The organism is Streptomyces omiyaensis (assembly GCF_014650895.1).
Classification (GTDB): domain Bacteria; phylum Actinomycetota; class Actinomycetes; order Streptomycetales; family Streptomycetaceae; genus Streptomyces; species Streptomyces omiyaensis.
This window is the reverse complement of sequence record NZ_BMVV01000011.1, coordinates 204,320-227,096: the sequence shown is the minus strand read 5'-3', so window position 1 is coordinate 227,096 and position 22,777 is coordinate 204,320. Positions and strand designations below refer to the sequence as shown.

At 76.0% G+C, this 22,777-nt stretch carries 16 protein-coding genes and 1 pseudogene; 10 read left to right on the top strand and 7 right to left on the bottom strand.

Translation table 11 applies throughout. The features are described from left to right. Positions 1-2 precede the first annotated feature (2 nt). Positions 3-1,754, bottom strand: a complete 1,752-nt coding sequence (locus tag IE287_RS20525) for an ABC transporter substrate-binding protein (RefSeq protein WP_189850558.1) — start codon at positions 1,752-1,754, stop codon at positions 3-5. Between the two features lie 149 nt (positions 1,755-1,903). On the opposite strand from IE287_RS20525, the gene IE287_RS20520 reads away from it, so the two are divergent. Then, on the top strand, positions 1,904-2,977 hold the full coding sequence (locus IE287_RS20520; protein WP_229883615.1) for an alpha/beta fold hydrolase: 1,074 nt from the start codon (positions 1,904-1,906) through the stop codon (positions 2,975-2,977). Between the two features lie 93 nt (positions 2,978-3,070). After that, positions 3,071-4,081, top strand: coding sequence for a LacI family DNA-binding transcriptional regulator (locus tag IE287_RS20515; RefSeq protein WP_189850556.1), 1,011 nt, complete (start codon positions 3,071-3,073; stop codon positions 4,079-4,081). A 101-nt stretch (positions 4,082-4,182) separates the two neighbouring features. Here the strand turns inward: IE287_RS20515 and IE287_RS20510 are convergent, their stop codons facing one another. Then, entirely contained in the window at positions 4,183-4,434 is a 252-nt protein-coding gene (locus IE287_RS20510; protein WP_189850555.1) for an EF-hand domain-containing protein, read from the bottom strand. 99 nt (positions 4,435-4,533) lie between these two features. On the opposite strand from IE287_RS20510, the gene IE287_RS20505 reads away from it, so the two are divergent. Together IE287_RS20505 and IE287_RS20500 are read left to right on the top strand one after the other, a co-directional pair. Further along, entirely contained in the window at positions 4,534-5,184 is a 651-nt protein-coding gene (locus IE287_RS20505) for a transcriptional regulator (protein ID WP_189850554.1), read from the top strand. A 53-nt stretch (positions 5,185-5,237) separates the two neighbouring features. Beyond that, positions 5,238-6,169, top strand: a pseudogene (locus tag IE287_RS20500) (IS5 family transposase). Positions 6,170-6,173: 4 nt separating this feature from the next. Here IE287_RS20500 and IE287_RS20495 read toward each other — a convergent pair. From IE287_RS20495 to IE287_RS20480, 4 genes are all read right to left on the bottom strand, one after another. After that, positions 6,174-6,608, bottom strand: a complete 435-nt coding sequence (locus tag IE287_RS20495; RefSeq protein ID WP_189850553.1) for a hypothetical protein — start codon at positions 6,606-6,608, stop codon at positions 6,174-6,176. An 83-nt stretch (positions 6,609-6,691) separates the two neighbouring features. Further along, entirely contained in the window at positions 6,692-7,075 is a 384-nt protein-coding gene (locus IE287_RS20490; protein WP_189850552.1) for a hypothetical protein, read from the bottom strand. Between the two features lie 67 nt (positions 7,076-7,142). Further along, on the bottom strand, positions 7,143-7,937 hold the full coding sequence (locus tag IE287_RS20485) for a DUF817 domain-containing protein (RefSeq protein WP_189850551.1): 795 nt from the start codon (positions 7,935-7,937) through the stop codon (positions 7,143-7,145). 54 nt (positions 7,938-7,991) lie between these two features. Further along, positions 7,992-8,705 (bottom strand): DUF2470 domain-containing protein, encoded by a 714-nt coding sequence (locus IE287_RS20480; protein WP_189850550.1) that lies wholly within the window; start codon positions 8,703-8,705, stop codon positions 7,992-7,994. Between the two features lie 155 nt (positions 8,706-8,860). Here IE287_RS20480 and IE287_RS20475 point away from each other — a divergent pair, with 155 nt between their 5' ends. From IE287_RS20475 to IE287_RS20450, 6 genes are all read left to right on the top strand, one after another. Beyond that, positions 8,861-12,547: a DUF4132 domain-containing protein gene (locus tag IE287_RS20475; protein ID WP_189850549.1), complete on the top strand. Its 3,687-nt coding sequence runs from the start codon at positions 8,861-8,863 to the stop codon at positions 12,545-12,547. A gap of 40 nt (positions 12,548-12,587) precedes the next feature. Then, positions 12,588-13,715, top strand: a complete 1,128-nt coding sequence (locus tag IE287_RS20470; RefSeq protein WP_189850548.1) for an AAA family ATPase — start codon at positions 12,588-12,590, stop codon at positions 13,713-13,715. After that, the gene (locus IE287_RS20465; RefSeq protein WP_189850547.1) at positions 13,715-16,315 is read left to right on the top strand and encodes a DUF5682 family protein; all 2,601 of its coding nucleotides are present in this window, start codon (positions 13,715-13,717) and stop codon (positions 16,313-16,315) included. The genes IE287_RS20470 and IE287_RS20465 overlap by 1 nt, the downstream gene beginning before the upstream one ends. Next, a complete protein-coding gene (locus tag IE287_RS20460; protein ID WP_229883614.1) occupies positions 16,312-17,634 on the top strand; it encodes a VWA domain-containing protein in 1,323 nt (440 codons plus the stop codon). The genes IE287_RS20465 and IE287_RS20460 overlap by 4 nt, the downstream gene beginning before the upstream one ends. After that, on the top strand, positions 17,631-20,000 hold the full coding sequence (locus IE287_RS20455; RefSeq protein ID WP_189850546.1) for a YehQ family protein: 2,370 nt from the start codon (positions 17,631-17,633) through the stop codon (positions 19,998-20,000). The genes IE287_RS20460 and IE287_RS20455 overlap by 4 nt, the downstream gene beginning before the upstream one ends. Before the next feature lie 125 nt (positions 20,001-20,125). Beyond that, positions 20,126-21,946, top strand: a complete 1,821-nt coding sequence (locus IE287_RS20450; protein WP_189850545.1) for a BCCT family transporter — start codon at positions 20,126-20,128, stop codon at positions 21,944-21,946. Positions 21,947-22,129: 183 nt separating this feature from the next. Here IE287_RS20450 and IE287_RS20445 read toward each other — a convergent pair whose 3' ends face one another. Continuing rightward, the gene (locus IE287_RS20445) at positions 22,130-22,720 is read right to left on the bottom strand and encodes a TetR/AcrR family transcriptional regulator (protein WP_189850544.1); all 591 of its coding nucleotides are present in this window, start codon (positions 22,718-22,720) and stop codon (positions 22,130-22,132) included. Positions 22,721-22,777: the final 57 nt, after the last annotated feature.

Genomic DNA, 22,777 nt, shown 5'->3' with positions numbered 1-22,777 from the left:
CTTCAGTCCGTGCTCTGGGACGGGTCCTTGAGGCCGATCGTGGCGTAGTCGATCTGGCCGCCGTAGGAGGTGTGGCCGAAGGCGCCGGCGATGTTGGTGCCGAGGACGAGCGGGCGGCGCTTCACGGCGCCGGGGGCGACGGGGGCCTGGGCGAGGATCCGTCCGTCCAGCTCCTGCCAGGCCTTGTGGGCGGCGGCGCCGTCGGTCATGGCGCCGATCTCGTCGATCCGCTTCTGGGTGGCGTCGTCGCGGAAGAGGGAGTGGTTGCCGGAGTTGCCCTTCTCCTTGATGCCGCGTCCGTCGAAGACGAAGGGGAGGAAGGTGGAGCCGGAGGGGAAGTCGGGGCACCAGCCGGTGTAGACGAGGTCGGTGCGGTTCCTGGTGTCGCCGATGGTGTCGTAGAAGGCGGACGGGTCGACGGTCTCGATCGTCACCTCGATCCCGGCCCGGCCCAGGGACTGCTGGATGGCCTCGCCGATGGCCTTGTCGTTGACGGAGACGGTGACGCTGGTGGAGAAGCCGCCCGCCTTCCCGGCCTCCTCCAGGAGCCGCTTGGCCTTCTCGGGGTCGCCGGCGAGCGGGATCCCCAGGGTGTCGGGCTGCCTGCCGCCGGTGAAGAGGGCGCCGGGCATGGCGGCGGTGGAGGCCTCGGTGAGGGCGGGGCCGCCGGCCGCGGTGACGATCGCCTCGCGGTCGAGGGCGTACTGCACGGCCCGGCGGACCCGCACGTCGTCGAAGGGGGCGCGGCCGGTGTGCATCTGGAGCATCTCGTTGCAGGTGCTGGACTCGGCGAGGAGCCGGGCCTTCACCTCGGGCTTCGTCAGCACCTTCGAGGTCGACTCGGGCCGGAGGGCGGCCCACGGGACGGCGGAGGCGTCGGCGCCGGCCGAGGCGATCAGGCGGTCGTCGACCTGGTTGCCCTTGAGGCCCATGGTGACGACGATCCGGTCCGGGTAGGCCTTGCGGACGGCGTCGCTCTTCGGGTCCCAGTGGGGGTTGCGGACCAGGACCAGCTGCTTGTCGCGGGCGTAGGCGTCGACCTTGTACGGCCCCGAGGAGAACGGGCGGTTGTCGTACCGGGGGCCCTTGTCGCGTGCCGGGGGCACCGGGGAGAAGGTCGGCAGGGTCGCGGCGAAGGGGAACTCCGCGAAGGGCGTGTGGAAGTCGAAGGCGATCGTGCGCGCGTCGGGCGTCCGGACCGAGTCGAGGTGCCTGCCCTCGGACGGGCCGAGGTAGCCCTTGGCGCCGGCCAGGTAGCGGGCCGCGTAGTCGGGGCCGCCCGGCAGGTCGGGGGAGAAGGAGCGCTCGACGTTGTGCTTGATGTCCTGGGCGGTGATGGCGGTGCCGTCCTCGTACTTCAGGCCGGGCTTGAGGCGGAAGGTCCAGGTCTTCGCCCCGTTCGAGGGGGTGCCGAGGTCCTCGGCGAGGTCGGGGACCAGCTCGCTGCCCTTCGCGCCGGGCTCGGCCCTGTACATGACGAGGGTGCGGTAGAGCAGCCGGGTGCCGAAGTCCATGTCGGGCATGACCCAGTTGCGGGCCGGGTCGAGGTGGGAGAAGTCCTGGTTGGACAGGACGGTGAGGGTGCCGCCCTTCTGCGGGGTGCCGCCGAGGACCGCCCCGGCGTTGGCGGCGGCGGGGTTCTTCCGCTCCGCCGTGCCGGTCTTGCCGCCGGACGGGCCGTCGGAGCAGGCCGCGAGGCCGAGGGTCAGGGCCGGCACCAGGGCGACGGCCAGGGTGCGGGTGCGCTTGTTCATGGGTCACTCCGAGGAAGAGCGGGAGAGCGGTCGGACAGCCAGAGCGGCCGGAATGTGACCCGTAACATAGTAATGTGAAATTGCACTGACAAGGCGTGGGATCCCGCTCGGCCCGTCCGTTACCCATCCGTGTCCCTCCGGGAGCCTCCTTGCGCCCCGCGTACGCCACCACCGACCGCACCTTCGCCGTCCCGCTCGACCGGCGCGGCACCGGCCGCTCCCCCCCGGTCACCGCGCGCGAGGCCGCCCGCTTCGGCGACCCCGCCCGACTCGCCGCGCACCTGGGCCACTTCCGTGCGGACGCCGTCGTCGACGACGCCGAGCTGATCCGCCGTCACCTCTGCGGCGACACCCCCCGGGACACCCTCGGCCAGAGCCACGGCGGCTTCCTCGCCCTCACCTACCTCTCCCGCGTACCCCGAGGGCTGCGCGCCTGCCACGTCGCCGGCGGCCCGCCCGGACTCGCCGCCACCGCCGACGACGTCCACGCCCGCACCTGCCCCCGGGTCCGCGACCGCTGCCACGCGTACTGCGCCCGCCACCCCGGGGACGCCGTCCTCCTCCGCCGCCTCGCCGACCTCCTCGACGCGCACGACGTCCGCCTCCCCGGCGGCGACCGCCTCGCGGTCCGCCGGCTGCGCACCCTCGGCCCCGCCCTCGGCGCGGGCGACGGCTTCGAGCGCCTCCACTGGCTCCTCGACGAGGCCCTCGGCGCCGACGGCGCGCCCTCCGGCGCCTTCCTCCACCGGGTGGCCGCCCTCACCGGCCCCGTCGACGCCCCGCTCTTCGCCGTCCTCCAGGAGAGCCTGTACGGACAGGGGGCCGGGCCCACCGGCCGGGCCGCCCACCGCGCGCTGGCCGGCCGGCCCGAATTCGCCGAGGCCGCCGGACCTCTGCTGCTCACCGGCGAGATGACGCACCCGTGGATGTCCCGGGAGATCGCCGGACTGCGGCCCTTCGCCGAGGCCGCCGAACTGCTCGCCACCCGCGCCGACCGGCCCCCGCTGTACGACCTCGAGCGCCCGGCGGCCGAGGAGGTGCCGCTCGCCGCCGTCGTCTGCCACGACGGCATGCGCGTGGACGCCGGTCTCTCGCTCGACGCCGCCCGCCGGATCGGCGCCGCCCGGGTCCGGGCCACCGACGAGCGGGAGCACGACGGCCTCACCGCCTCCCGCGGCCGGGTCCTCGCCCGGCTCGTGGAGAGGACCGCGGGACGGGTCTGATCCCGGACCCGGAATCCCGCCCCGCCACCCTGTTTGCGCGCGGACTGCAACGGACTGTCATTCTCTTGCGGGGCCTGCGCTAGTCTTGCGCGCATGACGCGACGACTTGCTCAGGTGGCGAAGAAGGTGGGGGTCAGCGAGGCGACGGTCAGCCGGGTCCTCAACGGCAAGCCCGGGGTGTCCGAGGCGACCCGGCAGTCCGTCCTCACCGCCCTGGACGTGCTCGGCTACGAGCGGCCCACCCAGCTCAGGGGCGAGCGGGCCCGGCTCGTCGGCCTCGTCCTGCCCGAGCTGCAGAACCCCATCTTCCCGGCCTTCGCCGAGGTCATCGGAGGCGCGCTCGCCCAGCAGGGGCTCACCCCCGTGCTCTGCACCCAGACCAAGGGGGGCGTCTCCGAGGCGGACTACGTGGACCTCCTGCTCCAGCAGCAGGTCTCCGGCGTGGTCTTCGCCGGCGGGCTCTTCGCGCAGGCCGACGCCCCCCACGACCACTACCACCAGCTCCACGAGCGGAACATCCCGGTCGTCCTCATCAACGCCTCCATCGAGGGACTGGACTTCCCCTGCGTCTCCTGCGACGACGCCGTCGCCGTCGAGCAGGCCTGGCGCCACCTCGCCTCCCTCGGGCACGAGCGGATCGGCCTGCTCCTCGGCCCCGCCGACCACGTGCCCTCCCGCCGCAAGCTCGCCGCCGCGCGGGCCGTCGCCGACGCGGCCGGCACCCCGCTGCCCGACGCGCACGTGGTCCGCTCGATCTTCTCGCTCGAAGGCGGCCAGGCCGCCGCCAACCGGCTGCTCGAAGAGGGCGTCACCGGCATCGTCTGCGCCAGCGACCCGCTCGCCCTCGGCGCCATCCGGGCCACCCGCCGGCGCGGCCTCGCCGTCCCCGGCGACGTGTCGGTGGTCGGCTTCGACGACTCGGCGTTCATGAACTGCACCGAGCCGCCGCTCTCCACCGTCCGCCAGCCCATCGAGGCGATGGGCCGGGCCGCCGTCGAGCTGCTCTGCGCCCAGATCCAGGGCGCGTCCTCGCAGCCGGGCGAGCTCCTCTTCGAGCCCGAGCTCGTCGTCCGCGGCTCCACCGCGCCGCCTTCGGCCCGCTAGCGGAGTGCGCACCGCCGTCCCGGACCGGCGTTCTTCGCAAGAAATCGAGGGTTCCGCTCAAAAAAACTGCGAGTCGTGGTGCTCCCTGGTCCGGGCGGGTCTCACCAGCCGAAGCGGCGGTCGACCACGGCGGCGAACTCCTCGAAGCTGAGGACGCGGTCGCCGTTCTGGTCGCACGCGTCGAAGAGCGCCGCGGAGTCGTCGACGTCCCCGACGCCCCAGACGGGGATCACGCCGCGCGCCGCCAGGGTCGGACCCTTCTCCCGGAGGGCCCGGATGACCTCGGTGCGGGTCAGCGTGCCGTCCTGGTCGAGGTCGAGCGCGTCGAAGAGGGTGCGGGCCTTGTCGCTCATCGCGTGTCCTTGCTCGGTCCGGGGCCGGTTCCGGTGCGGAGGCGGGCCTGTACCGGAGAGGACGCGCGAGCCGCCCCACGGGTTGCCTAGGCTCTCCCCATGATGAACCCCTCGACCCCCGAGCTGCTGGTCCTGCACGCCGTACGGCTGCGGGGCGTGACCACCGAGGCGGAGGCCGCGGCCCGCTTCGGCCTCGACGAGGAGGCCGTCGGCGAGCTGCTGCTCGACCTCCAGGCGTACGGCCGGGTGACCCGGAGCGCCTTCGCGGGCACCTCCGGCTGGAGCCTCACCGAGGCCGGCCGGGCGGAGGGGGAGCGGCTGCTCGCCGAGGAGCTGGCCGGGACGGGCCACGGCCCCTTCGTCCGCGAGCGGTACGAGACCTTCCTCGCGTACAACTCCCGCTGCCTCACGGCCTGCACCGACTGGCAGCTGCGGCCCGACGGCACCGGCCGGCTCGCCGTCAACACCCACGCCGACCCGGTCTGGGACGCCCGGATCCTCGACGAACTGACCGTCCTGGGCGGCGTCCTGGACACCCTCTCCGCCGAACTCGGCACCCGGCTCACCCGCTTCTCCGGCTACGGCGAGCGCTTCACCACGGCCCTCGCGCGGGTCCGGCGCGGCGAGTTCTCCTGGGTCGACCGCCCGCGCGCCGACTCCTGCCACACCGTCTGGATGGAGCTCCACGAGGACCTCCTCGCCACCCTCGGCATCCGCCGGGGCGAGGAGCCCGAGCCGCGGGCCGTCTAGGACTTGTCCGGCCGATCATGTGACTGTCGCCTGGTCGGATCGTTGTCCTATGTATGGGGCGGGGTGATCTGAGTGATGCCGAGTGGGAACGGCTTCGGCCGTTCCTGCCGGTCGGCAACGGGCGTTGTGGCAGGTGGCGGGATCACCGGCAGGTGATCGACGGGATTCTGCACCGGGTGCGGACCGGAGTGCAGTGGCGGGATCTGCCCGAACGGTTCGGTCCGTGGAAGACCGTCTACGAGCGCCATCGCCTGTGGTCGGCCGACGGCACGTGGGAACGTCTGCTTCAGCAGGTCCAGGCCGCGGCCGACGCCGCAGGCGAGATCGACTGGGACGTCTCGGTCGACTCCACTATCGTCCGTGCGCATCAGCATGCGGCCGGCGCCCGCACCGATCCGCCGCCGGCCCCGGGATCAAAGGGGGCCGCAGGGGTGGAATACCAGGCCGAGACGCCGTGGCAGAGCCTGATCGTCCGCCTGGTGGAGGTGGTGCTGGAGGTGAGGGCCTGGGCCGCTCGCGGGGCGGGTTCACCAGCAAGCTCCACCTGAGCGCGGACGGTCGCTGCCGCCCGCTGTCCCTGATCGTCACTCCAGGTCAGCGGGCGGACTGCACCCAGTTCACGCCGGTCCTGGAGAAGATCCGAGTGCCCAGACCGGGCCTGGGACGGCCGCGCAAGAAGCCCGCCAGCCTCGCGGCCGACAGGGCCTACAGCAGCGGCCCTGTCCGCGAGTACCTGCGACGGCGGGGCATCCGCCACACGATTCCGGAGAAGAGTGACAGTTAGGCGGCCCGCCTGCGCAAGGGCTCACGCGGTGGACGGCCGCCCGGCTTCGACGAAGAGCGGTACAAGAAGCGCTACACCGTCGAGCGGGCGATCAACCGCCTGAAGCAGTTCCGGGCGGTCGCCGCGCGTTACGACAAGCGCGGTGACGTCTTCCTCGGCACCGCCACCGCGGCGGCCGTCGCGATCTGGCTCCGGATATGAACTCCTACGCGACCCAGCAGTAGACGCCCTGGTCATGGCGCCGGGCGCTGCTGACGAGGCCAGCCAGATCACCCACGATCGCGTCGGCGATCTCCGTGCCGATGACCTCGCCGTCCTCCGCACGCAGCCGGGTCCACGAGGCGGCGACGTCACGCAACCTGGAGGGCCCAGCGTTCGCGAGTGCAGTGGACAGGCGAGGCGAGATCGCGAAGACGACGCACCCGTCGTTGTCCTGGCCGGCAACGATGCGAGGCTCACCGGCCTCGACCAGTTCCTCGAAGCTGCCGCCGGTCAGAAGACATTCCCACTCCAGCACGGCTTCTTCGGGATCGAAGTTGCCGAAGGAGAGCGACTCGAATGCCCCTTCCGGCCCGGACTGGAGGGCCAGACTCGCTGACGTGTCGTCCGGCGCCACGAAGAACTTCACGATGATGCTCACCCGGGCATCATCCCCGACTGCCGACGGCCATGATCGGCCGGACAGGTCCTGGGAGCCGGGGGCCGGCCCCCGGCGGGGAGGGGTCACGCGTCCTCGGCGTCCCGCGGGGAGGACGCCTCCCCGCACGCGGCGCAGTAGCGGGTGGCGGCGGTGCCGGCCGCGGCGGCGCGGGCCACGGCGGCCCGGGCCCTGCGCGCGTCCCGGTTCTCGCTCCGGACGACGGCGACCGTGCCGGCGAGGAGGAGCAGCGCGACGACGGCGCCGACCGCCGTGAGCCAGGGCAGGTCCCGCTCGTCGGCGTAGTACGTGCCCGCCGCCCCGGCCATGAGCGCGAGCACGGTCCCCTCGGCGAAGTGCACGCACCCGCTGCCCTCGGTCGCCTCGGCGACCGCCGTGGTGTCCGCCGCTCCGCACCGGGTGCACGCCACCGGCCCGTTCGCCGTTCCGCCGTCCGCTCCGTTCGTCATGCCCCCATCATGACGACTTCCTGCGTGTTCACGCCAACCGCCCCCGGGCCGGGGGGACCGGGCCGGATCAGGCCGGGTCGGGAGCGGGGGCGGGGGAGCGGCGGGTGGGGTGGGCCGTGGCGGCGGCCACGACGAAGGTGACGGTGATGAGCAGCGCCCAGGCGCCGAACTTGGCGACCGAGACGGGCTGCCAGCCGTCGAGCTGGTCGGGGTAACTCCAGGCGCCGACGTAGGTGGCTGCGTTCTCGGCGATCCAGAGGAAGAAGCCGATGAGGACGAAGGAGAGGGCGAGCGGCATCCGGTGGTCCCGCTCGCCGACCCGGAAGCGGACCCAGGTGCCGGCGGTGGCGAGCAGCAGCAGGGCGGCGAGGACCCAGCGCGCGTCGGGCAGCCAGTGGTGGCTGAAGAAGTTGAGGTAGACCGCCCCGGCGAGGACCGCCATGATCCGGGGCCGGTAGCCCGTCAGGCGCAGATCGAGCAGGCGCCAGGCGCGGCAGACGTAGCTGCCGACGGCCGCGTACAGGAAGCCGCCGTAGAGGGGCACCCCGCCGATCTTCGTGACGGCGTCCTCCGGGTAGCTCCAGGAACCCATCCGGACCTTGACCAGCTCGAAGAGCAGGCCGACGAGGTGGCAGACGGCGATGACCGCGACGTCGCGCCCGCTGTCCCAGCCCAGTCGCCAGGCCAGCGCGGTCAGCAGGATCCCGTAGCCGAGGAGCAGGTCGTAGCGGGCGACGGGGAGGTCGGGCAGGAGCGCCGACACCGCGATGCCGCCGACGAGCGCGACGGCGAAGGCGCAGCAGCGCGCCTCCAGGAGCGCGAAGCGCAGGAGCTGGCGGAAACCGTGCGTGATCTGGTCCATGCGGGAGGGGACGCGCCCGTCCGTGGGTGCGGTTTCCGCCGCGCGGCGCCGGTGTCAGTGGTGGTCGTGGTGGTGGGCGCAGCGCGGCGCGGTGAGCAGGCGGCGGACCATGTCGCCGGCCGCGGCCGCGTCCCGGGCCTCGGCGGGGAAGAGGAGGCGGAGGTCGCAGTGGCCCTCGCCGTACTCGCAGCGCAGCGTGACGGCGTGCCGGTCCATGGCGAGCGGGAGGGCGCGGACGACGCCGTGGGGGAGGCGGGAGCCGGCGAGGAAGACGAGGTCGGAGACGAGGTCGGGGTGGGCGTCGGCGAGGTGGGTGAGGAGCGCGGCCTCCTCCAGGGCGAGCGGGTCGGGGGAGGCGAGGGTGTACGCGCCGGGGGCGACCTCCGTCGTCCCGGTGCCGGTGCGCAGGGTGACGCGGGTGAGGTCGAGGCGGAGCGAGCCGGGGTCGCCGGGGGTGGCGGGGGCGAGCCGGCCGGTGAGGGCGACCCGGGCGCGGACCCGGTCGCGCAGCGCCGTCGGGGCGATGTCGGTGAGGTCGACGCGGGCCTCGACGCCGCCGGCCGGGGAGGCGGCGAGGTGGTCGGTGAGCGGGGTGTCGGCGGGCGGGTGGAGGGTGATCCGGCCGCGGGCGCCGATCGTGTGCGCGCCGAGGAGGTCGTAGGTCCGTCCGTCGAGGGTGAGCGAGAGGGAGAGGGCCCGGGCCAGGACCGAGCGGACCTGTTCGGCGGCGGTCTGCTGGGGGAGGGCGGGGGAGGGGACGGCGCTCACGGTGACTCTCCTCGGTCGAATTTTAGGTAAGGCTAACCTAACCATCCCGTGTCGGCGGTGTCCAGGACCCCCGGAAACGGAGGGATTTCGGGGGTTGTCGGTGGCCCCCGCTACTGTGCGGAGCACTGATCGGACGAGTACATGCGGGAGGGGCCGTGCGCCGCTGGGAGCACGCCGGGGACGGCGCGGGGAAGTTCTGGGAGGCCGGTGCGGAAGGCACCTCCGTGACCGTCCGGTTCGGCCGCCTCGGTACGGCGGGCCAGACCCGCGTCAAGGAGTTCGGCACACCGGAGGAGGCCCGGGCGTACCTGCTCAAGACCGTGGGGGAGAAGGAGCGCAAGGGGTACGTCGCCGCCGGGGCCGACACCGCCGCTCCGCCCGCCGCGCCCGGGGCCGCCGCGCCCTCCGAGGTCGCGTCCGCCGGCGCCGCGTCCGTCGGCCCCGCGTCCGCCGGAGGCCGATCCGCCGCGCCCGCCGCGCCGTCGTCCGGGGACGCCCCCGAGACCCCCGCCACCCCCGACGCCCCGGCCGACGAGTCCGTCCTCGTCCTGCCCGAGGCGTGGAAGCGGAACCTCCGGCCGCGCCGCGGCGGCACCCCCGTCCCGGTCGCGCCCGCCGACGCGACCGCACCCGACCGGTTCGCCGCCTGGCGCTCCCGGTACGCGACCGAGATCGAGCGCGCCCTCGGCGGCGGGCGCAGCGACGCCGACCTCGTCGCCGCCGCCCGCGCCCACGACGCCGGCAGCCCCGACCCCGTCGGCGCCGCCGTCCTCGCCGCCCTCCTGCCCCCCGACGCCGACGGGGCCACCGTCGCCGACGCCTGGGTCCTCGCCCACGGACTGCCCTTCGCCGCCGTCGCCGCCGTCGAGAACCTCGAATGCCGCCGCCTCTGGATCCAGGGCGTCCGCGTCAACATGGTGGGCGGCGTCGTCGCCGCCCGCGAGGACGACAACCAGTGGCACCAGGGCACCTCCCTCGACGTCGTGGAGAGGGTCCGCGCCCTGCTCGCCGTCACCGACGACGCCACCTACGAGGCGGTCGTCTCCGTCCTCGCCCGGCGCCGCACCACGCCGCGCCGCCGCGTCACCGTCTCCTTCCTGGTGCCCACCGAGCGGGCCTGGACCGACGAGTGCCTCGCCGACCCCGCCACCCGCGACCACGTCCAGCTCGTGGTGCGGGACATGCTCGTCTGCTCCGTCACCGCCGACCAGACCGCCGTCTACGGAGGCCGGGTCGACCTCGGCTGGCGCGGCTGGGGACCCGTCACCGTCGCCACCGTCGCGGACGGCGCGGGCGCCGCCGTGGCCCCCTTCCTCGTCGCCGAGACGAACCGCCCGTACCTGGGCACCGACGACCTCAAGGCGCTCGCCGCCGCCCTCGCCGTGCTCCCCTCCGACGAGGCCTTCCAGGGCCTCCTCGACCGCGTCGGCGACAAGCACGTCCGCCCCGAACTGGCCGCCGCCGCCCGCCGCTTCCCGGTCCGCGCCCTCCGGCTCCTCGCCCCGGCCGCCCGGGACGCCACCACCGACGCCGCGCTCGTGCGCCGGATGCTCACCCGGCACGTCGCCGCCCACCGCGCGCTCGCCCTCGCCGTCCTGCCCGAACTCCCCGCCGAGGCCGCGGAGGTCGTGGAGCCGCTCACCCGCGAGCAGGACACCGCCGGCGACGCCGCCCCCGCCGAGCTGCCCGCCCTCCTCACCGCCCCGCCGTGGACCGTGCGGCGCACGGCCGCCAAGCCCCTGGTCGTCACCGGCGCCGCCGCGCCGGACGGCACCCGGCTCGTCTGGCGGGACGGGGAGCGGGACACCTGGGCCACCACCGAGTCCTGGGTCACCGGCTGGCAGCCGTACGAGCCCCTCGACGTCCTCGTCGACAAGCTCTTCGACGGCCGCCTCCACAACTGGCACACCGTCGGCGTCCTCGTGCACGGCCCCGTCGAGCGCGTCCGCCCCTACCTCGCCGACTGGGACGGCACCGAGTACTGCTACGACGGCGCCGAGGTCTTCAAGCCGCTCGTCGCCGCCCACGGGGAAGCGGCCCTGCCGCCGCTCCTGCGCATGGCCCCCCACCACCCCGCCCCCATGGCCGAGGTGCTGCTGCCCTACCTCGACGTCCGGGTCGCCCGCCTGATGGCGAAGTGGCTGTTCCGCCTCAAGACGGCCGGCCGCACCGCCCGCACCTGGCTGCTCCGCCACGGCACCGACGCGGCCCGGCTCCTCGTCCCCGACGCCGTCGGCACCCCCGGCCCCGAGCGGACCGCCGCCGAGGACGCCCTGCGCGCGCTCGTCGCCGCCCAGGGCCCCGACGGCGTCCGCGCCGCCGCCCGGGAGTACGGCGAGGAGGCCGCCGAGGCCGTCGAGGCGCTGCTCGCCACCGACCCGCTGGTGGCCTCGCTGCCCGCCCGGATGCCGCAGACCCCGGTCTGGACCGAGCCCGGCGTGCTGCCCCGGATCCGGCTGCGGACCGGCGCCACCCTGCCCGTCCCCGCCGTCACGCACGTCCTCACCATGATCGCCGTCTCCAGGCCGGACGCCCCCTACCCCGGCCTCGCCGAGCTCCGCGCGCTGTGCACGCCCGCGTCGCTCGCCGCGTTCGCCTGGGGCCTCTTCGAGGAATGGCGGGTGGCCGGCATGCCGCCCAAGGACGCCTGGGCCCTGCACGCCCTCGGCTGGTTCGGCGACGACGACGTCGTCCGCGACCTCACCCCCGTCATCCGCTCCTGGCCGGGCGAGGGCGCCCACCACCGCGCGGTCGAGGGACTCGACGTGCTCGCCGCCATCGGCACCGACAGCGCCCTCCTCCACCTCCACGGCATCTCCCAGCGCGTCAAGTTCAAGGCGCTCAAGCAGCGCGCCCAGGAGAAGATCGCCGAGGTCGCCGACGACCTCGGCCTCACCGCCGGGCAGCTCGCCGACCGGCTCGTGCCCGACCTCGGCCTCGACGCCGACGGCAGCACCGTCGTCGACTACGGCACCCGCCGCTTCACCGTCGGCTTCGACGAGGCCCTCAAGCCCTACGTCCGCGACGCCGAGGGCCGCCGGCTCAAGGACCTCCCCAAGCCCGGCGCCCGCGACGAGACCGAGCTCGCCACCGCCGAGCGCAAGCGGTTCCTCGCCCTCAAGAAGGAGGTCCGCACCATCGCCGCCGACCAGGTCCGCCGTCTGGAGGCCGCCATGGTCGACGGCCGCTCCTGGACCGGCGCCGAGTTCCGGCAGCTCTTCGTCGAGCACCCCCTCGTCTGGCACCTCGCCCGCCGCCTCGTCTGGAGCGCCGAGCAGGACGGCACCGCCACCGCCTTCCGGATCGCCGAGGACCGCACCTACGCCGACGCGGACGACTCCCTGCTCACCGTCGCCGACGACGCCCTGATCACCCTCCCGCACCCGCTCCGCCTCACCGGCGAGCTCGGCACCTGGTCCGAACTCCTCGCCGACTACGAGATCGTCCAGCCCTTCCCGCAGCTCGGCCGGCCCCTCCACACCGCCACCGACGAGGACGGCGCGAGCGCCCGCCTCACCCGCTTCGAGGGCGTCACCGTCCCCGTCGGGCGTCTCCTCGGCCTCCAGAAGCGCGGCTGGCAGCGCGGCGTCCCGCAGGACGCCGGCATCGAGCGCTGGTTCTCCCGCAGCCTCGGCCCCGAGCGCCACCTCGTCATCCAGCTCGAACCCGGCATCGCCGTCGGCATGCTCGACGAGTACCCCGACCAGACCCTGGACACCGTCTGGCTCGACTCCCACCCCGGCGACCACTGGGAGTCCCGCACCTACCCGCTGCGCCTCGCGGACCTCGACCCCGTGACCGTCTCCGAACTCCTCGCCGATCTCACGGAGCTGACCTCGTGACCGTCCTCCTCCTCCCCGGCGCCCCCGCGGAGCCGACCCCGTGACCGCCGTCGACCCCGCCGGCGCGGGCCCGGACGGCTCCGCCCGGGACCGGCTCCAGCGGCCCCCCGCCGAGATCCGGTACGCCGAGGAGCTCGCCGCCCTGCGCGCCTCCGACACCGACCCGCGTCCGCCCGGCTGGCAGCTCAGCCTGCGGGCCGCCCGGCGGTTCGTCGTCGGCGACGAGGAGCGGGGCGTCAGCCGCAAGTTCGTCGGCGACACCGCCCTCGTCGAGCGGGCCCTGGTCGCGCTCGCCACCAACCGGGGCCTGATGCTCGTCGGCGAACCCGGCACCGCCAAGTCCCTCCTCTCCGAGCTCATCGCGGCCGCCGTCGCCGGCGACTCCACCCTCGTCGTCCAGGGCGGCGCCGCCACCACCGAGGACCACATCAAGTACTCGTGGAACTACGCCCTCCTCGTCTCCGAGGGCCCCTCCGAGCGCGCCCTCGTCCCCGCCCCCATGCTCAAGGGCATGGCCGAGGGCCGGCTCGTCCGCTTCGAGGAGATCACCCGCTGCCCCCTGGAGGTCCAGGACTCCCTCCTCTCCCTCCTCTCCGAACGGGTCCTGGCCGTCCCCGAACTCGACGGCCCCGCCGGCATGGTCTTCGCCCGCCAGGGCTTCAACGTCATCGCCACCGCCAACACCCGGGACCGGGGCGTCAACGAGATGAGCGCCGCCCTCAAACGGCGCTTCACCTTCGAGACCGTCTTCCCCATCCCCGACCTCGACACCGAACTCGCGCTCGTGGAAGCCGAGTCCACCGCGCTGCTGCGCCGCTCCGGCGTCCCCGTCGCCCCCGACCGTGACGTCCTCACCGTCCTCGTCACCGTCTTCCGCGAACTCCGCTCCGGCACCACCGGCGACGGAGCCTCCGCCGACCGGCTCTCGTCGGTCATGAGCACCGCCGAGGCCGTCTCCGTCGCCCACGCCGTCGGCGTCCGCGGCTGGTTCCTGCGCGGCGGCCCGGGAGACGCCGCCGACCTCGTCACCTGCCTCGCCGGCACCGCCGCCAAGGACAGCCCCGAGGACCTCGCCCGCCTCCGCCGCTACCTCGAACAGCGCGCCGCCTCCCGCGGCGGCGCCCCGTGGAAGGCCCTGCACGCGGCCCGCCACCTGCTGGCCGGCTGATGTCCGTCACCTATCTCGGCGTCCGCCACCACTCGCCCGCCTGCGCCCGGCTCGTCGCCCGCACCATCGAGCGGCTGCGCCCCGCCCACGTGCTCGTCGAGGGTCCCGCCGACCTCGACGGGCGCCTGGACGAGCTGCTGCTCGGCCACGAACCGCCCGTCGCCGTCTTCAGCCACTACCGCGACGACGAGCGGTCCGCGACCTCCTGGACCCCGCTGTGCGCCTACTCGCCCGAGTGGATCGCGCTCACGCGGGGCCGGGCGGCCGGCGCCGAGGTGCGCTTCATCGACCTGCCCGCCTGGCACCCCGCCTTCGCCGGCCGCGCCAACCGGTACGCGGACGCGGAGCTCCGCTACGCCGAGGCCACCGCCCGGCTCCGGCACCGCTTCGGCGTCGACTCCACCGACGCCCTCTGGGACCGGATGATCGAGACCGACCCGGACGCCCCGGACCTGGCGGAGCGCCTGGAGGCCTACTTCGACGCGATCCGCGGCGACACCGAGGCCGACCCCTCGGACCGGGCGCGCGAGGCGTACATGGCCGAGTGGATCCGGGCCGCCCTCGCCGCCGCCGGGGACCGCCCGGTCCTCGTCGTCACCGGCGGCTTCCACCGCCCGGCCCTGCGCCGCCTGGTCGAGACCGGCGGAGGGGGCGCGCGGGACCGGGACGCCGCGGCGCGCGGTGGAGCACGGGCGGGCGTCGAGGCCGCCGGCCCGGACACGGACGCCGGGGCGGGGACGGACGCGGAAGCGGGGGAGGCCGGGACGGGTGCGGGGGCCGCCGTGGTCGCCGCCGCGGAGGCCCGCCCCGGCCCCGGCGCCGGGGCCGCCGCGGAGGCCCGCCCCGGCGCCGGGGCGGGGGGAGCGGGGAGGGGCGCCGCGGTCTGGCCCGCCGTGCCCGCGCCGCCGGAGGGGGCGCTCAGCGGCAGCTTCCTCGTCCCGTACTCCTTCCGGCAGCTCGACTCCTTCGCCGGCTACGAGTCGGGGATGCCGTCCCCCGCCTACCACCAGTGGCTGTGGGAGGACGGCCCCGAGGCCGCCGGCCGGCGACTGGTCCGCACGGTCGCCGGCCGGCTCCGTAACCGGGGCCACCCCGTCTCCACCGCCGCCCTCGTCGCCGCCGGGGCCTCCGCCGCCGCGCTCGCCGCGTTGCGCGGCCATCCCGTGCCCGGCCGCCTCGACCTCCTCGACTCCCTCGCCGGAGCCCTCGTCACCGAGGCGCTCGACGAGCCGCTGCCGTGGACCCGGCGCGGCCCGCTGCGCGCCGGGTCCCACCCCGCGGTCGTGGAGATGGTCGCGGCCTGCTGCGGCGACCGCGTGGGCCGGCTCCACCCCGACACCCCCGTGCCGCCGCTCGTCCACGACGTCGCCGGCCGGCTCGCCGCCCTCGGCCTCGACGGCACCGCCCCCGTGACGCTCCGCCTCACCGCCCCCGACGGCCTGGAGCGCAGCCGCGTCCTGCACCGGCTGCGCGTCCTCGGCGTCCCCGGGTACGAGCGGACCGCCGGCCCCGCCGACGGCACCGACCCGGTCGTCGAGGAGCGCTGGGAGCCCCGCCCCGGGGCCGGCCGCGAGGCGGCGCTCGTCGAGGCCGGCGCGTACGGCGCCCGGCTCGACGACGCGGCCCTGGTCGCCCTCGGCGACCGCGCCCGGGCCGCCGCGGACGACTGCGGAGCCCTCGCGGCGGTCCTCTTCGACACCGTCGTCTGCGGCGCCACCCACCTCGCCGGACCGCTCGTCACCCGCCTCCGCGCCGGCCTCGCCTCCGCCTCCGCGCCCGGCCCCCTGGGCAGCGCGCTCGCCACCGCCCTCGGCCTGTGGCGGCACGACCGCGTCTACGGCGTCGCCCGCGACCCGCTGCTCGCCGCCGCCGTCGACACCGCCGTCACCCGCCTGCTGTGGCTCGTCGAGGGCACGGCCCCCGGCGGCCGGGGCCCCTCGGGCGGCCCGGACCGCACGCGGCTGCGCGCCCTGGTCGCCGTCCGCGACGCCCTGCTGCACGCCGCACCGCTCCTCTCGGTCTCCCGGGAGGCCGCCGCGGACGTCTTCCGGCGCGTCGCGGCCGACCCGGCCGCCGCACCCGACCTGCGCGGCGCCGCCTTCGGCCTGGTCCGCGTCCTCTCCCACCCCCCGCGCCCCGGCGCCGGGGCGGAGCCGGGCGTCGCCGACGCCGTCCGGGCCGTCGCCGCGCCCGCCGTGCTCGGCGACTGGCTGGCCGGACTCTTCGCGGTGGCCCGCGAGGAGCTGGCCGACGGCGACGGACACACGGGGGACGGCCGGGCGGGGGAGGGGCACGCGGGGGACGGCGGGACGGGGGCCGGTGGCGGGACGCTCGTCGGCGTCCTCGACGAGCTGGTCGTGGCGATGTCCGGCACCGACTTCCTGATCGCCCTGCCCGCGCTGCGCGAGGCCTTCGCCTGGTTCCCGCCCGTCGAGCGGGAACGGATCGCCGCCCGTCTCATCGAACGGCGCGGGCTGCGCGGCTCGGCCCGCGCCCTGCTCCGCACCACCGCGGACCCCCTGGACCTCGCCAGGGCCCGCACACTGGAGGACCACGTGTCACGCACCCTCGACGGCCTCGGCCTGGGGGCCGCCGGATGAGCACCCCGCACACCCCCGGACCGCACACCCCCGGACCGTCCGCCCCCGGACCCGACGCCGCCGGACCGCACACCCCCGGACCGGACGCCGCCCGGAACCCCGGACCGTCCGCCCGTCCCGCCGCACCGGTCGCAGGGCCCGACCTCCGCCCCCTCACCGCACCGGCCGCCGGACCGGACGCCGACCCCGACGCCGGCCCCGACGCGGGGCTCGAACGGTGGCGACTCGTCCTCGGTGCCCCCGCCGAGCGCCACACCGGTCCCCTCGGACCCGAGGCCGCCGCCCGCGACGCCGCCCTCGACTGGCTCTACGGCCGCGACCCCGAGCGGGCCCGGCGGGGAGTGCGGGCCACCGGCCGCGAGGGCGGTGACGGCGCCTCCGCCGTCACGCCCGTCGACTGGCTCGACGACGTGCACCGCCTCTTCCCCCGCGAGACCGTCGAACGGCTCGAACGGGACGCGGTCGAGCGGTTCGAGATCCACGAGATCGTCACCGACCCCGCCGTGCTGGAGCGGATCGAGCCCGACCAGACCCTCCTCCGCGCCGTCCTGCGCACCAAGCACCTCATGAACCCCGAGGTGCTGCGGCTCGCCCGCCGCATCGTGGAGACCGTCGTCCGCCGGCTCATGGAGCGGCTCCGGCCCGAACTGCGCCGCGCCCTCCACGGCAGCCGGTCCCGCCGTCCCAGCCGCGTCCCGCTCTCCCGCGACTTCGACTTCCGCGGCACCGTCCGCGCCAACCTCGCCCACTACCGGCCCGAGGAGCGCCGCCTCCTCATCGAACGGCCCCGCTTCCACTCGCGGACCCGGCGGCACGTCGAGCGCTGGCAGCTGATCCTCCTCGTCGACCAGTCCGGCTCCATGGTCGACTCGGTGATCCACTCCGCCGTGACGGCGGCCAGCCTGTGGGGGCTGCCCGGGCTGAAGACCCACCTGGTCGCCTTCGACACCTCCGTGGTGGACCTGACGCACGACGTCTCCGACCCGGTGGAGCTGCTCATGCGGGTCCAGCTCGGCGGCGGCACCGACATCGCCCGGGCCGTCGCTCACGCCACCGGCCTGATCGACAACCCGCGCCGGGCGATCGTCGCCGTCATCAGCGACTTCTACGAGGGGGGCGACCGCCACCGGCTGGTCCGGGGCGTGCGGGCGCTGGTCGAACAGGGCACGGTCGTCCTCGGCCTCGCCGCGCTCGACGAGGAGGCCCGTCCGGCGTACGACCGCGAGACCGGGCAGCTCCTCGCCGACGCGGGGGCCCACGTCGGCGCGATGACGCCGGGGCAGCTGGCCGAGTTCGTCGCCGAGAGGCTGGGCCGGTGACCCGCCCCGACCTCCTCGCCCTGGACACCGAGACCCTCGCCGCCCTCACCAGCCGGGGCCTCGTCAAACGCGCCGCGCGCGACCTGGCGGCGGGCGCCGGCGCGACGGTGACCGCCGGCCCGGACACCACGCTCACCGCCCGCTACCCCGACGGCGCCACCGCGGCCCTCGCCCCCGGCGCCGGCCTGGACCGCGGCACCTGCACCTGCGCCGCCACCACCCTCTGCCGCCATCTCGTCGGCCTGGTCCTCGCCCACCAGCAGGCCTCCGCACGCCCCCCGGGCCCGGACCCCGCCGTGCCGCCCGCCCCGGCGGACGCCGCCGAGGGGCCCGAGCCGCCGGGGCCCGCCGCGCCGCCCACGCCGTCGGCGTCCGCCCCACCGGGCCCCCCGGCGGAGCCCGTCGGGAACGCCGGGGGGCCGGAGGCGGCCGTGCCGGCCACCGGTCCGGAGACCGGGGCCCCGGGCGCGCCGGCGGGTGCCGCCGCACCGGCCGCCGTTTCCGCGCCGAGCGACGTCGGCCGGCCCGGCGCGGCGGGCCCCGGCGGGGAGTGCGGTACGCGACCGGGCGCGGTGCCGGAGCCGGTGGCCGGCGCGGCGGGCGGGGCCGAATGGCTTCCGTGGTCGCCGGGGGACACCGACGACGAGGCGCTGGTCGCGGCCGTCGGCGCGCGGGCGGTCGCCGCCGCGCGGCGGACGCTGGCCCGCGGGTACACCGCGCGGCTGACGCATCCGCGTGCCGGCGCGCCCGCCGCCCGGGCCGAACTTCCCACTTGCACCGTCCGGTTCCCGGTGCGGGGCGCGGTGGCGCACGCGGTGACGGACGCGGCGGACGCGGTGCGGGGCGAGGCCGTGGCGCTCGCCGTGTGGGCCTTCCGGGCGGCCGTCGGGGCCGATCCGGAGCGGCCGCCGTCCCGGGTCGACGTCGGCGGGGCCGACTCCGCCCGCGAGGCCGCCGCCGGGCTCGACCGCTCCGGGCCGCTCCTCGCCGATCTGCTGCTCGACGGCGCCGCGCACGCGGGCCCCGTCCTTCCGGGTGCCCTGGGGCGCGCCCGGGACGAGCTCGCCGCCGGAGCGCTGCACTGGCAGGCCGGTGTCCTCGCCGGCGTCCTCGACCAGCTCGTCGCCTACCGGGAGAGGGGCGCCGGGTTCCGTGCCGAGGAGCTGGCCGCGCTGCTCGGGGAGGCCGACGGCCGGGCCCGGACGCGCGGCCTGCCCGGCGCGGCCCTCGGCGGCGGCGAGCGCGGCGACACCCCGCTGCGGCGGGTGCGGCTCACCGCGCTCGGCTGCCGGATCTCCGGCACCGCCGCCGACCGCACCGCCGAGGTCTACCTCGCGCACGGCGGCGCGGGCATCGCGCTGGTCCTGCGCCGGAGTTGGGCGGTGGCGGAGGGGCCGGCGGCGACCGGTCCCGCACTGGCCCGGCGCCGGATCGCCGGCAGCACCCTGGGCGCGCTCGCCGCGGCGAACGTGGTGAGCGAGGTCGCCTCCCGCACCCCCGGACGGACCGTGAAGCTCGGCACCTCCCGGGTGGCCGCCACCGGCGTCACCCCCGTGGGGAACGCCTGGGACGAGCTGCCCGAGCCGCTGCTCGTCCGGGACTTCGCCGCGCACGCGCGGGCCCTGCGCCGCCGGCCGCCGCGCTTCGCCCGCGCCCGGGTGGAGGCCGAGGCGGTGCACGTCCTGGCCGTCGACGGGGTGGAGGAAATCGGCTACGACCCCGCGCGGCAGGAGCTGCGGGCCACCCTGCGCGACGCCCGGGGCGCGACGGCACGGCTGGTCGCCCCGTACAACCCGTACAGCCCCGGCGGCCTCGACGTCCTGGCCGCGGCACTCCGCGGCGGCGAGGGCGGCGACGGCGGCGGCACTCCCGGCGTCCCCGGCGGTGGCGCCCCCGGCAGCGGCACCCCCGGCGGCCCCGGCAGCCGGGGACCCGGCCCGGTCCGGTCGGTCAGCGGCTTCGTCCGGGTGACGGGGGAGGGACTGGTGGTGGAGCCGCTCGCGGTCCGTACCGCCGACGGGACCGTCGTGCCCGACCTCGCCCCGGCGCCCCGGCGGACCGCCGCGCTGCCGCACGCCGCGCCCGCGGCCCCCGGCGACCCCGTCGGCCTCGCCCTGGAGTGCGCCCTCTCGGCCCTCGCCACCGTCGCGGTGCACGGTCTGCGGCGGCTGCCGGCCGGGGCCGCCGCCGCGCTCGCCGACGCGGCCGGCGCCCTCGCCCGGCGCGGCCTCACCACCACGGCCGAGCAGCTCCGGCGGGTGCCGGCGGCGCTCGCGGGGGAGGGCCCGGAGGCGGCGGTACGACCGTGGCTGGACGCCCAGTTGCGTCTGCTCACCGCCATGGAGCTGCACGCGCGCGGCGACTGAACCCGCCCGCCCCGCCCCGCCGACCGGTCCGCGGCCTGTTGGTCCGCCGACTCCGCCGCCACCTGTGGTACTGCCTTACCAGGACATAAGGGACTTTGTTCCGATAAGTGGGGAGAGGGGTGCGCATGGCGAAGGTCGGACAGGAACCGGACGGCGGAGGGGGCGGCGGCGGAGGGGGTGCGGGCGGCGCGGGAGGCGGCAAGGACGGCGCCGGGCGGGGCGCCCTGCCGGTGACGGCGGACCTGCCCGACCACGCGGGCCGCCACCCCGCCCGTACCGACCCGGTCGTCTTCGGCGTCACCGCCGTCCTCACGCTCGCCTTCGTCGTGTGGGGCGCGACGGCGACGGACGGCCTGGAGTCGGTCTCCAGCAGTCTGCTCGACGGCCTGATCCGGGACGGCGGCTGGGCGTTCATGCTGGCGGCCTCCGGCTTCGTCGTCTTCGCGCTGTGGCTGGCGATCAGCCGGTACGGCCGGATCACCCTGGGCCAGGAGGGCGAGGGGCCGGAGTTCCGCACGGTCTCGTGGATCGCCATGATGTTCAGCGCCGGCATGGGCATCGGCCTGATGTTCTACGGGGTGAGCGAGCCGCTCGCCCACTACGGCACCCCGCCGCCCGGCACCTCCCCGGCCGACTCGGCCGAGCGGATGCAGACGGCGATGGCCACCACGCTCTTCCACTGGACGCTCCACCCGTGGGCGATCTACGCCGTGGTCGGCCTGGCCATCGCGTACTCGACCTTCCGCCGCCGGCGCCGGCAGACCATCAGCGCCGTCTTCGTCCCCCTGATGGGCGAGCGCAGGGCGCTCGGCGGGCCCGGCCGGGTCATCGACATCCTCGCCATCTTCGCGACCCTCTTCGGCTCGGCCGCCTCGCTCGGCCTCGGCGCGCTCCAGATCGGCAGCGGAGTGGAGGAGCTGGGATGGATGGAGACGGCCGGCACGGGGCTGCTCGTCGGCATCATCGCCATGCTGACCCTGGCCTTCGTGCTCTCCGCCGTCTCCGGCGTGGAGAAGGGCATCCAGTGGCTCTCCAACATCAACATGGTGCTGGCGCTGCTCCTCGCCCTCTTCGTCTTCGTCGCGGGCCCCACCATCATCGTGCTCGACCTGCTGCCGACCTCCCTCGCCGCCTACATCGGGGACCTGCCCCAGCTGGCGGGCCGGACGGAGGCGACCAGCGGCGAGGACATCCACGACTGGCTGGGCAGCTGGACGGTCTTCTACTGGGCGTGGTGGATCTCCTGGACGCCCTTCGTCGGCATGTTCATCGCCCGGATCAGCCGGGGTCGGACGATCCGCCAGTTCATCGGCGGCGTCATCCTGGTGCCGAGCGCGGTCAGCCTGGTGTGGTTCGCGATCTTCGGCGGCACGGCGATGCGGCTGAGCGAGCGGGGGGAGCTGGCGGGCGAGACCACCCCCGAGGGCCAGCTCTTCGGGCTGCTCCAGGAGTTCCCGATGACGGGGGTGATGAGCCTCCTGGTGATGGTCCTCGTCGGCATCTTCTTCGTCTCGGGCGCGGACGCCGCCTCCATCGTCATGGGCACCCTGTCGCAGCGCGGGGCGATGGAACCGACCCGCCCGGTGGTGGTCTTCTGGGGCGTGGTCACCGGCGCGGTCGCCGCGATCATGCTGCTCATCGGCGACGGCCAGGGTGACGCGCTGGCGGGCCTGCAGAACCTGACGATCCTGGTCGCCGCCCCGTTCGTCCTCGTGATGATCGGCATGTGCGTGGCGCTCATGCGGGACCTGCGCGAGGACCCGCTGATCGTGCGCGGACAGGTCGGCGAGGAGGTCGTGGGGGTCGCGGTGATCGCCGGACACGAGAAGTACGACGGCGACTTCGAGCTCCGGATCGGCCCGGGCACCGCCGACGGCACCGCGCCGGGCGACCCGGCGGCCCCGGACGGCCCGCCGGCCCCCATGGGGACCCCGGGCGCCCGCTGATCCTTCGGGCCCCGCAACCCTGCCGTCCCTTCGGGGCCCGCGACCCTGCCGTCCCTTCGGGCCCCGCCGCCCTGCCGGGCCTTCCGGTGCCGTCCGTCCGCGGACCTTCCGGGCCCGGCGGGTCCGCGGGGCTTCCCGGCCCGGCGGCGTGGCGGCCCGCCGCGCCGCCCGGCCGCCGGTCCGTCAGGGGCCGACCGAGCGCCAGATGCGGTCGGGGAGGATCCGGGCGGCCTCTTCGAGGTCGACGTCCCCGAGGGTGAGCCAGCGGCGGGCCATGCCGATGACCGGCCCCAGGACGAGGGTCTCGATGACCGGGGTGGGGAGGTCGGCGAGTTCGCCGGAGCGGCGGTGGCCGTCGAGCCAGTGCTCGATCGGGGTGAGCCGCGCCTCCTGGTTGTCGCGGATCTCGGAGGCGCGGGCCGTGCCCTCCTGGTCCGCGAAGGGGGAGTGCAGCAGCCGGGCGGCGGCCGGCTGGGTGCGGACGAACTCCAGGTACGCCCGGACGACGGCCTCGATGCCGGAGCGGGCGTCCTGGTGGGCCGTGAGCGCGGTGGCCAGTTCGCCGAGGAGCCGGCCGAGCCAGCGCATCGCGAGCGCGGCGATCACGCCGTGGAGGTTGCCGAAGTGGTGGTAGACGCTGCCGGTGCTGACACCGCTCGCGCGGGTCAGGGCGGAGACGGTGAGTCCGGCCTCGCCCTCGCGCGCGTAGAGGTCGAGCGCGGTGTCGAGGACGCGTTCGACGGTGGCTTCCCCGCGCTGCTGCTTCCGGCTCATCGAGCGGGGTGCCCCCTTCGGTCGCGTGCCATCCCTGGCCCGTCTCTTCCGTACCAG

What these genes read in the sequence shown, in the direction of transcription:
- IE287_RS20510 (WP_189850555.1), bottom strand. Translation starts at nt 4,434, where the DNA reads ATGAGCGACAAGGCCCGCACCCTCTTCGACGCGCTCGACCTCGACCAG.
- IE287_RS20515 (WP_189850556.1), top strand. Translation starts at nt 3,071, where the DNA reads ATGACGCGACGACTTGCTCAGGTGGCGAAGAAGGTGGGGGTCAGCGAG.
- IE287_RS20505 (WP_189850554.1), top strand. Translation starts at nt 4,534, where the DNA reads ATGATGAACCCCTCGACCCCCGAGCTGCTGGTCCTGCACGCCGTACGG.
- IE287_RS20465 (WP_189850547.1), top strand. Translation starts at nt 13,715, where the DNA reads ATGTCCGTCACCTATCTCGGCGTCCGCCACCACTCGCCCGCCTGCGCC.
- IE287_RS20450 (WP_189850545.1), top strand. Translation starts at nt 20,126, where the DNA reads ATGGCGAAGGTCGGACAGGAACCGGACGGCGGAGGGGGCGGCGGCGGA.
- IE287_RS20445 (WP_189850544.1), bottom strand. Translation starts at nt 22,720, where the DNA reads ATGAGCCGGAAGCAGCAGCGCGGGGAAGCCACCGTCGAACGCGTCCTC.
- IE287_RS20490 (WP_189850552.1), bottom strand. Translation starts at nt 7,075, where the DNA reads ATGACGAACGGAGCGGACGGCGGAACGGCGAACGGGCCGGTGGCGTGC.
- IE287_RS20460 (WP_229883614.1), top strand. Translation starts at nt 16,312, where the DNA reads ATGAGCACCCCGCACACCCCCGGACCGCACACCCCCGGACCGTCCGCC.
- IE287_RS20485 (WP_189850551.1), bottom strand. Translation starts at nt 7,937, where the DNA reads ATGGACCAGATCACGCACGGTTTCCGCCAGCTCCTGCGCTTCGCGCTC.
- IE287_RS20525 (WP_189850558.1), bottom strand. Translation starts at nt 1,754, where the DNA reads ATGAACAAGCGCACCCGCACCCTGGCCGTCGCCCTGGTGCCGGCCCTG.